Source organism: Mesorhizobium sp. WSM4821, assembly GCF_055901555.1.
In genome coordinates this window covers 207,028-219,266 of sequence record NZ_CM148371.1, presented here as the reverse complement: position 1 = coordinate 219,266, position 12,239 = coordinate 207,028, and the positions used below count along the sequence as shown (strand labels likewise).

At 58.5% G+C, this 12,239-nt stretch carries 10 protein-coding genes and 2 pseudogenes; 10 read left to right on the top strand and 2 right to left on the bottom strand.

The features are described 5' to 3' along the window. Window positions 1-17 precede the first annotated feature (17 nt). A complete protein-coding gene (locus AC0NID_RS01015; protein ID WP_473457786.1) occupies window positions 18-155 on the top strand; it encodes a hypothetical protein in 138 nt (45 codons plus the stop codon). A gap of 185 nt (window positions 156-340) precedes the next feature. Here the strand turns inward: AC0NID_RS01015 and AC0NID_RS01010 are convergent. Together AC0NID_RS01010 and AC0NID_RS01005 are read right to left on the bottom strand one after the other, a co-directional pair. After that, window positions 341-650, bottom strand: a pseudogene (locus tag AC0NID_RS01010) (IS66 family transposase); the annotation flags it as partial. Window positions 651-683: 33 nt separating this feature from the next. Then, on the bottom strand, window positions 684-1,151 hold the full coding sequence (locus tag AC0NID_RS01005; RefSeq protein WP_473457787.1) for an Lrp/AsnC family transcriptional regulator: 468 nt from the start codon (window positions 1,149-1,151) through the stop codon (window positions 684-686). 200 nt (window positions 1,152-1,351) lie between these two features. Between AC0NID_RS01005 and AC0NID_RS01000 the strand changes: the two genes are divergently transcribed. The 9 genes and pseudogenes from AC0NID_RS01000 to AC0NID_RS00960 all read left to right on the top strand — a co-directional run bounded on the left by AC0NID_RS01000 (window position 1,352) and on the right by AC0NID_RS00960 (window position 12,041). Continuing rightward, window positions 1,352-3,691 carry a transketolase gene (locus tag AC0NID_RS01000; RefSeq protein WP_473457788.1) on the top strand — a complete coding sequence of 780 codons (2,340 nt, stop codon included), beginning with the start codon at window positions 1,352-1,354 and terminating at the stop codon, window positions 3,689-3,691. A gap of 208 nt (window positions 3,692-3,899) precedes the next feature. After that, window positions 3,900-4,157, top strand: coding sequence for a hypothetical protein (locus AC0NID_RS00995; RefSeq protein WP_474033406.1), 258 nt, complete (start codon window positions 3,900-3,902; stop codon window positions 4,155-4,157). Between the two features lie 951 nt (window positions 4,158-5,108). Then, window positions 5,109-6,280 (top strand): annotated as a pseudogene (locus AC0NID_RS00990) (TlpA disulfide reductase family protein); the annotation flags it as partial. 825 nt (window positions 6,281-7,105) lie between these two features. Next, window positions 7,106-7,309 (top strand): CCE_0567 family metalloprotein, encoded by a 204-nt coding sequence (locus tag AC0NID_RS00985; RefSeq protein WP_473457790.1) that lies wholly within the window; start codon window positions 7,106-7,108, stop codon window positions 7,307-7,309. Continuing rightward, the gene (fdxB, locus tag AC0NID_RS00980) at window positions 7,306-7,632 is read left to right on the top strand and encodes a ferredoxin III, nif-specific (RefSeq protein WP_473457791.1); all 327 of its coding nucleotides are present in this window, start codon (window positions 7,306-7,308) and stop codon (window positions 7,630-7,632) included. Before AC0NID_RS00985 ends, fdxB begins: the two co-directional genes overlap by 4 nt. Window positions 7,633-7,659: 27 nt before the next feature. Beyond that, entirely contained in the window at window positions 7,660-7,989 is a 330-nt protein-coding gene (locus AC0NID_RS00975) for an exopolysaccharide production repressor protein (RefSeq protein ID WP_473457793.1), read from the top strand. 346 nt (window positions 7,990-8,335) lie between these two features. Further along, window positions 8,336-8,569 carry a S8 family serine peptidase gene (locus tag AC0NID_RS00970; protein ID WP_473457794.1) on the top strand — a complete coding sequence of 78 codons (234 nt, stop codon included), beginning with the start codon at window positions 8,336-8,338 and terminating at the stop codon, window positions 8,567-8,569. Window positions 8,570-8,966: 397 nt separating this feature from the next. Further along, on the top strand, window positions 8,967-9,977 hold the full coding sequence (locus tag AC0NID_RS00965) for a 1-aminocyclopropane-1-carboxylate deaminase (RefSeq protein WP_473457795.1): 1,011 nt from the start codon (window positions 8,967-8,969) through the stop codon (window positions 9,975-9,977). A 1,830-nt stretch (window positions 9,978-11,807) separates the two neighbouring features. Further along, the gene (locus AC0NID_RS00960) at window positions 11,808-12,041 is read left to right on the top strand and encodes an XRE family transcriptional regulator (RefSeq protein WP_473457822.1); all 234 of its coding nucleotides are present in this window, start codon (window positions 11,808-11,810) and stop codon (window positions 12,039-12,041) included. Window positions 12,042-12,239 lie beyond the last annotated feature (198 nt).

Genomic DNA, 12,239 nt, shown 5'->3' with positions numbered 1-12,239 from the left:
AACAGGAGGCTTTTCGCATGTTGACTGATGCACAAAGAGAAAAGTGGAAGAAAGACGGATATGTCAGGCTCGAAAAGTTCTTCGATCCCGCGGCTCTGGAAGGTATTTCCAGATTTGTTGAAGACATATCACGCTGGGATGTCAGCGATGTATGATCAATCGCGGCATGTTGGCAGCGAATCAGCTATGCAAAGGTGCGCCTAGATCATCCGCCTTTCGGATACCGAGGAGGACATTGTGCGACGTGAAGCCGATGCCAGGCGATCACGGCGTCCGGCGTCTTATGATCCGCGCCAAAATGTCCTTAGTTTATAAGGCGATCGACAGATGAGCAGTATAACGCGCCGGCGTCAGAGCCGGCGAAGACGGCGTTCTTCCGATTGAGTGCGATCGGGCGGATTGACCGCTCGACGTATTGGAGTCGATCTCGATGCGTCCGTCGTCGAGGAAGCGGACGAGCCCCTCCAGCGTGACAGCGTATAGCGGATCGCCTCGGCGAGCTTGGTCTTCTGGCTCATCAGGCCGAGCATCTCGCGCAGCCACGGCTCGAACTCGGTCAAGATCGGCCGGCTCCTTTCCTGGCGTACGACACGACGTGCGTCTGCCGGCTGGCTGCGGATGTCGTCCTCGACGTGATAGATTTCAGTCACAGGCTCGCGCAGGCGCTGCGGCACAGGCATGCACTACACGATACCCGATCCCGAAGATTTCACACGCCTGAGCGACACCGAAGACTGGATGGAGGCGATTCCGGGAATCTTGGTCAGCGTCCCTGTCAGAAACGTCTCATAATCCTTCAACCCGGGTGTCAAAACTCGAAGGAGGTAGTCGGTGTCGCCCGTCATCAGCCAACAGTCCACAACTTCAGCATGCTTCCTGATCTCGGTCTCGAAGGCGACGAGTGCGGAGTCGATCTGCCGTTCCAGCTTCACCGACATGAAGATTGCGACCGGCAGCCCCAGCTTTTCCTCATCGAGTGTCACAGAGTAGCCGGTGATGATCCCTTCGGACTCCAATCGGCGCAGGCGCCGCAGGCACGGGGAGGGGCTAAGGCCCACCTTTTCGCTTAGCTCCTGGTTCGTCAGCCGAGCGTTGGCCTGCAATACATGTAGGATTTTGCGGTCGGTCGCATCCAGCTTGGCAGACGTCACCTGCACTCCGATCAATCTGGGACAGATTCTGCTTAATTCATGCCAGACCAGGAGGGGATAGCAAGGAAATAGCGCTCGCTTGGTAGTATACCTACTATAGAACGTCATGCAACAAGAGCACCCTGAAAATGGCTAATGCAATTCGTGACCTCAAAATGCTCCGCCTACTGGAAAAGAAGAGTCTCTGGCTAGCCTGCTGGATGATTGACCAGGCGAACCGGCGCGAGAAGGTAGACGGCGTCAAGGTCGGCGGCCACCAAGCATCCTCGGCCTCGATCGTGTCGCTAATGACAGCGCTCTATTTCGACGTGTTGCGGCGGCACGACCGCGTCGCGGTCAAGCCTCATGCCTCGCCCGTCTTCCATTCGATCCAGTATTTGATGGGCAATCAGACACTCGAGAATCTGGAGAACTTCCGCGGCTACCACGGGGCCCAGTCCTACCCTAGCCGCACCAAGGATACGGACGATGTCGATTTCTCGACCGGCTCCGTCGGGCTGGGTGTTGGCATTACGCCGTTTGCATCATTGATCCAGGACTACATCGCCGCCAAGGGCTGGAACTCCATCGGCGATGGACCTGGCCGGATGATCGCGCTGGTCGGCGACGCCGAGCTTGACGAGGGCAACGTCTACGAGGCGCTGCAGGAAACCTGGAAGCACGATTTGCGCAATTGCTGGTGGATCATCGACTACAACCGCCAGAGCCTCGACGGAGTGGTGCGCGAGGGTCTTTACGATCGCATTGAGACGGTGTTCAAAGCGTTCGGCTGGAACGTTGTTACGCTGAAATATGGCGCGTTGCAGCGTGCAGCATTCGAAGAGCCCGGCGGCGAGGCGCTGAAGAAATGGATCGAAACCTGCTCAAACCAGCTCTATTCGGCGCTGTTGTTCCAAGGCGGTGCCGCCTGGCGCAGACGGCTTCTGGACGATCTCGGCGACCAAGGCAAGGTGACTGCCCTCATCGATCGGCGCTCCGACGAGGAATTGTCGGAGCTGATGAACAATCTCGGCGGTCACTGCCTCGAGACCCTGACCGACACCTTCAACGGCATCGAAGATGACCGTCCGACCGCCTTCATCGCCTACACCGTAAAGGGATATGGTACGCCGCTCGCCGGCCACAAGGACAACCATGCGGGGCTGATGACCTCTGCACAGATACAGGCCTTTCAGGAACAAATGAAGGTTCGGCCGGGCCGCGAATGGGAGCGGTTCGAGGGGCTGGACGGCTCGGCGGTAGAGATACAGGCCTTCCTCGACTCCGTGCCGTTCTTTGCTAAAGGCCGCCGACGCTACCGGGCGGAGCGCATCGAGGTTTCGCAGAGCGTTGCCGTAAGCCCGGCCGCGGTGCGCGAGGAGATCTCGACCCAGGCCGCCTTCGGCCGCATACTCGATGCGATCAGCAAATCCGACAGCGAACTCGCCGCCCGCATTGTCACGACCTCGCCCGACGTGACGGTTTCGACCAATCTCGGGCCGTGGGTCAATCGCCGCCGGTTGTTCGCGCGTCGGGAGCTCGCTGACGTCTTCCGCGACCAGCGCATCCCGAGCGCGCAGAAGTGGGATTTCTCGCCTAAGGGCCAGCACATCGAGCTCGGCATCGCCGAGATGAATCTGTTCCTGCTGTTGGGCGCGGCCGGGCTTTCCCATTCCCTGTTCGGCGAGCGGCTGCTGCCGATCGGTACGCTCTACGATCCCTTCGTGTCGCGCGGCCTCGATGCCTTGAACTATGCGTGCTACCAGGATGCCCGCTTCATCGTCGTCGGCACGCCGTCTGGCGTTTCGCTTTCAAGCGAGGGCGGTGCGCATCAGTCGATCGCTCAGCCGCTGATCGGCATGAGCCAGGACGGGCTGGCGAGCTTTGAGCCGGCCTTCGCCGACGAACTCGCAATCATCATGGCGTGGGCATTCGACTACCTGCAGCGTGACGGGGAGGGCGATCCCGACGAGCGCACATGGCTGCGCGACGAGACCGGCGGCTCGGTTTATCTTCGCCTCAGTACCCGTCAGATTGAGCAGCCGGGCCGGAAGCCAAATCTACATTTCGCCCAAGAGGTGATCGACGGCGCGACCTGGCTGAAGGAACCCGGACCCAATGCCGATCTCATCATCGCCTATCAGGGGACGGTCGGAACCGAGGCCATTGCAGCGGCGGGCATGCTAGCCGACAGGCGGCGCGATGTCGGCGTCCTGTCCATCACGTCGGCCGATCGCCTGAATGCCGGATGGCAAGCTGCCCAGCGCGAACGTGCCCGCGGCAATCTGCGTGCACTAAGCCATGCTGAACGCCTGCTTGGCAAGTTGCCACGTCATTGCAGAATTGTCACCGTGATTGACGGCCACCCGGCGACGCTGTCCTGGCTGGGTGGGGTGATGGGTCACAGAACAGTCAGCCTTGGAGTCGAGCATTTCGGCCAGACTGGCACGGTAAGCGATCTTTACCGGCGCTACGAAATCGATGCGGTATCGATCGCTGACACGGCGGCGAGTCTGACAAGTGGGAAGTCTGAATACATTCGCAGAATGAAATCCCTCTAAGGGGAAATTTGCGAAGGCGAACAAAATGGCCTGCTCGATGCATAAAGGAGGACGACGAGGCGAATCAGCGAGGAGCGGCGATTGAGTGATTTTTGAATCCTGCTAGAACTGCCGGTCAGAGCTCTCGAAGTAGCTTCGTCGTAAATACCATGCCGGAATGCAACACTGAGTGAGGCGCTTAAGCAGATCACGTGCAGGATTCTCGGAGATGACGCGAAGTCTTTCGCGGGCAAGATGGCTTAGAAGACCGTGCGCCATTCTCAATTCCGCGGTGATCGGCAACGAAGAACCAGACCCACATTCCATTCGGCGGCGGCAGGAGCGACGAAACCAGACGGTCGCCAAGGCGCTGAAGCGGATGACAGACAAGACATTTCCCGCCGGCATGCGTGACGACTTTTTAGAAGGAGGCGCGCGGATCGATCTCGTTTGTTCCAGCCCCGAGGGTGTCCTGCGCAGCGCCTAGCTAGTTGTCGTCGCTTAACGCCGTACGCATCGAGCGGAATGCCGCGCGGGTTCATCGTTTCCGAGGTGAACGCCGCCTCCTCAGTTGGCACTATGCGACGCGGCAGAAGCGATAACCCCAGTCACGTGCTGATCCAGGCCCCCGAATCGAAAAGACTGGCGTCGTGACCCGCGTTTAGTGCGATGTCACGTCCGCATGAGGCCGGGTGAGATCCACGGCCTCTTCCAAGACAATAGCAGCGGAAAAGCACGCTGGGCATGATCATCATCGGGCTTATCCCTCGCGAGAACGGCGGGATGCGCTTCGCCTCCGAGCGGAGCAGACGCGAATTCCTGAGCACTGCGGTGGTTCGCCAGGAACCTGCAACGCTACCCAACCTCTGTCACGAAATAATGGGAGGTGCATGCGGCATCCGGCGTCTAGCGAAACAGCATACGCACTATCCGGCAGCTCGCACTCGACACGCTGGGCCTCATCGACCCGGCTCGATGACAGAAAGATCAGCATGAGCCGGCAGGCAGTCGCTGCACGTGGGAGCCAGTCTTGGACATCGCCCGAGCACTTTCGAGGGGCGCGGAAGTGCTGCCGCTGGGGGAGCCGATGCCAGTCTTGCGGCAGTCAAGGCAGCCAAGCTCTTCGCTGTACCAAGCGACTGACGCATGAGTGATGCGTGTCCAAAACCTGACAGCCGGCAGAAAACATGTTGGGTTCACAACAACCTGCCGTCTTGGGACTGTGAGGCTTTCAACGCCTAACCACACACTTAATGCGGGCTAGGCGCGCTGGCACGGCCTTTGCTGGTGAGATGCGGCAATAGCGGGTGAGGGGTGATCGCATGCGAATGCGCAAGACGAGTGATGGCCTCCATAACCGGTGTGTTGCTTTTTTGAGAGAAGAACCAGCACGCGCATAGACGCCAGGAAAGGTGTGGGAATAGCTTTGGAGAATAACATGGTGTTGCGGATTGAATCCCCCGCTCCTCCGATCAAAGTCAACGGCTGGCTGCGTGGCAAGCCCCTCACGAACTTTCAACCGGGCAAGGTGTACCTTGTTGAGTTTTGGGCGACTGGATGCGGACCTTGTGTGGCGGCGATGCCCCATCTGATGCAGCTACAGGAAAAATTTCAAACCAGCGGATTTGAGGTCGTCGGAGTCGCAGCTAGCGAAGAGGGCCCGACCGCGGAGGAGACGCGGACGAGCTTGGATGCTTGGCTGATTCAGAGGTTCCCCAATCTAAATTATCGGATCGCGTTCGATTACACAGGCGAAATGAACAGGCTTTGGATGAAGGCGAGTTCTTCTCTCGGAATTCCTGCCTCGTTCCTGGTGGATCGCGACGGCCGCATCGCATTCATCGGACACCCGGCGGAACTCGATGACGTTTTACCCAAAGTTATGGACGGCAGCTGGCGCAGCAGCGATGAAGCGAAAGCCGCCGATAAGGGGCGGATCGATAGGAACCAACGCACTGCGCGCGAGCTGGCGCTGACCGAACCGACGTACGCCAAGCTCCAGCCGGCGCTGCAGGCGGAGAATTGGAAGGCGGCTCTCTCTGCCGTCGAAGGAGGCCTCGCCTTGGTGCCAGACAATTACGGGTTCCGGCATACTCAGGCGGATCTTCTGCTTCACAAGCTGCGCGACATCGAGACCGGCTTGCCAGTTATGCGTCAATTGGTCGAGGACGCTATCGACAAGAAGTTTGAGGCCGTGTCCTGGATGGTAATGGCCCTGAAACAACTCTTCGATCCCTCGACGAACAACTCCCATCTTCCCCATACTGAGCGCTTCGCAATGGGCAAGGAGCTGTCTGAACAGATCTTGGCACTGAGTTCCCCACAAAGCGACGGCCCCCTTAAATTCGTTTGGTACGTTCCGGTCGCTCAGTACCACTACGAGTGTGGCAACAAGGTTCGCGCGATCGAGCTGATCGACGTCGCGCTGAAATCGCTCGATTTTCCGGAGCCAATGCCGGACCATCAAACAGTACTACCTTACCCCATTGCTCCAAGCCCTGGCCAACTACACAGGTGAGAACGCCTGTTACGCGCAGGTTTGCGTGGTTCCGCAAAACAAGGCTCCTGAAAATCAAAGCGCAATCGCCTGATGAGCAAAGATCGCAAAGGGATCACATGTGGAATGGAACCCTGGTCAGTTCGCCCATTTTCTGCGGCGCGCCCGCAGCAACTATGTCCATGGAGCACAGGGTCGACCGTTTGCTCCAGGTCAGGGCTCGGACCTTAATAACTTCCAACCGAATAGCCGCGGCCGCGATATTCGACGCGAATTTGGCCCGTCGTTGAAGACGTTACAGTCCAGGACGTGTTCAAGGTCGGCCACAGGGGCAGCATTTACGGGGAATCGGCCTGGCCAGGCCGGACGTCGGCTGCGTAAGCGAGCCCGAAGTCGGCGTAACCGAAAGCAGAAATCCTCCGTTGAGGACGAGACCTGAAATTGGGGAAACGAAATGTCTCACGCAGCGCTTTGCCCCGCCGTCAACAAGGATGGCGAGGCCCTTGCCCGCCCGTTCGTCAAATGCCTCCTGCGGCTGATCCGTGCTCAGGATTTCCACGGCTCATGCCACGGAAATCGGACAGCGGGCTGCTGGCCGACCTCATCATCATCAAGGAACTGCGCCGGAATATCCAATCATTGGCAATCCGGATCCGGACGCGCTGTGGAGGCGCGACATGTTTTAGACCTTAGTGGAGCTTGCGATCGAGGAGCGCTCAGGCGTGACATAGTCAACAACAGAAATCAAACCGACCGGTGGTTTCGGACGCGTGCTTTTCACGGTCGGGCAGTTAGCCGGTCTGTCGAGACGTCTACCGGTTCGGCCTCGAGGCTCTCTGGAAACTCGCGGATACCGGCGCCAAACTGGTCGGCGATGCGACTGCAGCTATATCCCGACGTGGCGCGGGCGTGAAGAAACCGATTTTCGAGGAAGTATCATGTCAAACGTGGATGAGATGGCGAAGAAAGTCCGAAAGCTTCAACTGCGCGCGGCAATTGCCAAGACGAACTTGCGCGACCTTGCCGAGGGTCTCCCGGTCAAATGGATTGAGATAGAGGAAGTCGCCGAGAAAACGCATGCCGCTTATGCCGAGTTGGATGGTGCCAAGAGAGAGCTTGCTACAATGAAGAAATTAGGATGACGAGCACATTCATCAGCCGCGACGGCTCCACATGGGTGCCGGAATATCTGATCGCTATAGATGGCAAGATCTGCATCGGCTGCGGCCGCTGCTTCAAGGTCTGCTCGCGCGAGGTCATGCATCTTCATGGCGTCGATGACGCGGGCGAAATCCTCGGCGCCTGCGACGGCGGTGACGACGATTTCGATGGTGAGCTCAATCGTATCATCATGGTTGTCGACCATGCCGGCCGCTGCATTGGCTGCGGAGCCTGCGGCCGCGTCTGCCCAAAGAACTGCCAGACCCATGTCGCGGCCGACCAGATCGCAGCATCAGCTGCATGATTTGACGAGACAAATCCGGAGAACGGCATGCGCTTCATCATCTTTTGTCGGCTCCTCGGGCTGGTCCTGTGCGGCAACGCTGTGACGGTTTACTTCGCCTCGCATTCGTTCCGTCTAGCAGTCGTGACGACGCTGGGCTGTTCGCTACTTCTTCAGCTGGGCTATTTCGCAAGTGTGCTCTTTCTGATTTGGCGATCCATCTGCGCTGGCAAAGCCGGGCAAGGGGCTGAGCTTTTCGATAGGTCCCAGGAAGTTCGGTACCAGTCGCGCGACGATGAGCATAGGAATGAAACTCAATATGTGCCCCAGCGCAGTCAAACGCTCGGCATATTGCTGCTCCTCCCTGAGGCGCCGTAACAAGATCAGATCTCAGATTCATCACTTTGTTCAAGTTTGATTATTCAGGCCATGGTTCCCTGGTAAGGTCGAAGGCGACGGCATTCTCATCGTTCTAACGCCAAGGGAATGCTGTTTCGGTTCTCCGGGCGGATTCGCCGATGACGGCCCTGTGTTTCGGCGTGCAATTTTGAGACCTGAGGCGGGGAATCGGCGTCCAATTTGACCCCCCCGGTTGGAGTGCGCCCCTAGGGGTGGACACTGATCAGGCTGCGGTTTGCCCGTCTGCCGGATGTGTTGATCCTCGCGATCATCTGCGCGACCGCCTTCGCCGCGCCGTCTCTCGTGGCCGCGCCAGTTCCTGACCGTGGGGGTCGAGGGTGACAAGACTGGCCTATACGGCACGTCTTATGCGGCACCTGTGATCTCGGGCTATGCTGCCATCCTCGGCAGCAAGTTCACATCGGCAAAGCCCACGCAAGTCACAAATCAGTTGCTGGATACCGCTAGGACCGACACGCTCGTCAAATACAATCCGGCGACTTACGGCCGCGGCGAGGCCAGCCTTTCGAGGGCATTGGCACCCGTTTCGATCAGGTAGACGAGCACTTCGATCGAGCAGCTGAAATTTCTGTGAGGCGTTGAGCGCCACAAAAATCGCCTCCCAGAATTCGCCTCAGCAACTGTGCGGTTCTGCCGATCCAATCGCAAACAAGACTACTGCGTTTTTATCGAAGTATGTTGGTTTGGCGGTCTGGCTGCGCTCGCAAAGCTGGCAAAACGCAGACGCCGACCGCGTGTCGTCTTTGGTCCTAGGGATGGTCGCCTCATCGCAGCATGCCGGCATGTGGGTCGCTTCGTTTCAATCGCAAGGAAAGCGCTGGAAATCCCCAAGGCTCTGATGGGAGGTCGAAGAGCGCGGCCGACCAATCCAAGCAGCGCTTATGGAACGAGTTTTGCGTGGCTATTTAAGCTGAATGATCATCGCCGGAGAGAATATGCTGGAAAAATTCGAGCGTTACCCGCTCACCTTTGGACTCACACCCATCGAGAAGCTCGACCGGCTCGGCAAGCATCTGGGCGGCAAGGTGGAAATCTATGCCAAACGAGAGGACTGCAACTCCGGTCTGGCGTTCGGCGGCAACAAGCTGCGCAAGCTCGAATACATCATCCCCGACGCGATCGCGTCAGATGCCGATACCCTCGTCACCATCGGCGGCGTGCAGTCCAACCACACGCGGATAGTCGCCGCCGTTGCCGCCAAGATCGGCATGAAATGTCTCCTGGTTCAGGAGAGCTGGGTCCCCCATGAGGATGCCGTCTACGACCGGGTCGGCAACATTCTCTTGAGCCGCATCTTGGGCGCAGAGGTGCGCCTGGTCGACGAAGGCTTTGACATCGGCATCCGGGACAGTTGGGAAAAAGCGCTCTATGAGGTCAAGGCAAGGGGCGGCAGGCCCTATGCGATACCGGCCGGGGCGTCTGTTCATCCGAATGGAGGCCTCGGCTATGTAGGGTTCGCGGAGGAAGTGCGTGCCCAGGAGGAACAGCTAGGGTTTGCCTTCGACTACATGGTCGTTTGCACGGTCACCGGTTCAACGCATGCCGGCATGCTCGTCGGATTCGCCAAGGACGGTCGACAGCGCAACGTGATCGGTATTGATGCCTCTGCTATCCCGAAGACCAAGGCGCAGGTGCTAAGCATTGCCCGACATACAGCGACCCTCGTCGAGCTCGGATCGGAACTTGCCGAGGATGACGTGGTGTTGCTCGAGGACTATGCGTATCCGCGTTACGGCATTCCATCCGAGGAAACCAAGGAGGCGATCCGTCTGTGTGCGCGGCTCGAGGGTATGATTACCGATCCCGTCTATGAGGGCAAACCGATGCAAGGGATGATTGACCTCGTCCAAAAAGGCTTTTTTCCAGAGGGCTCGAGGATCCTCTACGTGCATCTCGGCGGCGCGCCGGCCATCAACGGTTATGGCTACACCTTTCGCAATGGCTGATGCTCGACAGATCTCGACGTGCCGTGTCTGCCGTGACAGCGCTGCGCCAAGATCGTCTGAACGCCGTTGGGAAACCGCAGTGGGCTGTCACTGCTGCCGCGACGTGTGTCGTGGTGCTGGCATGCTTGCCAGTATTTGCCTGTGTTCAATGTGTCCTGGAGCCGCATAAGAAGGCAGCAGACATGGCCGTTTAACGTTTTGTTGTCATTTCGCGGTGCGGCGATGATCGCCGTAAATTTGATAAATTGTAAGCCACCGAAGATGTCGCGCGGATGCGGAGGTATCTTCTTGATCAGGTGTGGAAGCTGTGACCCAAGCGTGCTCGATCTGGTCGTCGTCGGCGAGCACGTAGCGGGACACCCCCAGCGCAGTGGTGAGTTGGGCCAGCATGGGCGATGGAAGAGGCGTTCCCCGCGAGCGTGACAGCGGGGAGGTCGGTATCGGTTTAACGAGGGCTTGCTCATACATATTGCGAGCGTAGACGAGACTTGTCGTCGCTTCGGCAATTTTGACCGAAACGGCGCGTTCAGCCGGCGCGTTGCCTTCGGGCGGGTTCGTCCACCTGGCGCTCTTTTAGCACTACGTGCGGGGGTGGGGGCTACGACGTAGCTGAGCCGCTCTATTTTGAGGGGCGCGCGCGAGGCGAGGCGACGATGAGGTCGCGTTGTCCCCCATCGCCTCTACGTAGCTCTAAGTGTCGACAGATACATATCGGCCTGTTTCTCGATCTTCGAGACAGAGGGCTGCTTGATCTTGAGGGTCGAGGCAATCTCTGCCTGGGCTTCCCCGCCGCACGGCGCAACTCGCCGAGGCTCTCGACCTTCGTCCTTTAACTCTTCGAAACGTGCGTCGACACGCTCCCGACGCTCCTCAGGGAGGGCTGCCGATCACGTCATCAAGCTTGCGTTCCATCACTTCCTCTCCTTCCTCGCCGCCGCCCGGCGGTGAGATGCCCTTGATGGCATTTGTCCAATGGCGTGCTTATTGGTGGCCCGGAACGGAAGTCGCATCTGGCTATCGCCATCGGGCGCTCATCGCGACAGCGGGCGCGGCCGCCTCTTCAAAGGGAAAACGACCGCACTGCTCCGATCATCTCACACATCGTTGCGAGATCATCGAAATCAGACATGAATCCTGGCGCTTCAAGAACCGCGCCTGATCACCACATCGCCCAAGACGATCCGCGCTCGCCGGGCTTCGCAACCCGGACCAGCTCCGCCCAGCGAGCGCTAACCGCGATGCGCTGCAGCCAACTTTTACCGGGATACTCGCTGCGGCCAAGCACGAGGGACACCTTCTCAAAAAAAGCAAAACTGGGCTCATTATCGATGTAGCACGGCCAAAGTGCTCTACTGGGCGGATTTGCAGAGCGCGATTGACCGGTATCTGAGACGGTTTTGCGCCGAGCTGGAACGCTCCGTGCAGTCCAAAATGCGTTCATAGGGAAATATGATCACTTGGCAAAAACGGCTGTTTGACCCGAACCTTTTCTTTTCAGTGGCTGAGCGGAGTCAGATTGGTCGATGTCTGCAGCGTGATGGGTGTTGCAATCAACGATGCCCAAATGGCGAGCAGCATCTGGCGGTCAAGCCCTCAAGGATTTGGCGGCCGAAGCACCCTTGAGGTGGTCAACGACTTAGACCGGGATACCTATCACGCCGTCCATACCGTCGCTTCGCTGGTGTGATCTACATCCTTGCTTCCAGAAGAAGGGCAGGGACGCCCAAGTGCGAAATCGATCTCGTTACGGCGCGATTGAAGACTGCCGAGAGCACTATCGCGAAAAGTATCGGAAAGAACAAAGTCACGACTCAAGACATTACCGGCGAAATGAACGGCGGCAACGTGTTTGCGGATTTGGGCTTTGACAATTCCGAAGAGAAATTGCGGCAAGCCAAGCTCGCCCGCGAGATCCGCGCCGTCATAATGCGTCGGCGCCTCACTCAAGCCAAAACGGCTCGATTGCTTGCTATGAAACAGCCCGACATATCCGCCGTAGTCATGGCGAACAGGCAAGTTCTCTATAGATCGCCCGGTGCGCTGCCTCGATCGACTCGCTTATAAGGTGGACGTTGTAGCGCGCCACAAGCCGCGCAATCGGCACGAACTGCCGCAGAAGCAGCCTAATCATTGGCGTAAGCGTGGGGTCCAGCTCTCGACAAGATCGTTTTCCTCGGGGATTTCCATCTCCTCGTCCTCCTTGCCCATTTCGGTTGCTACGAGGATCGTGAGTGCCGAACTGCCCTTGCGTCCCAGTTTTCC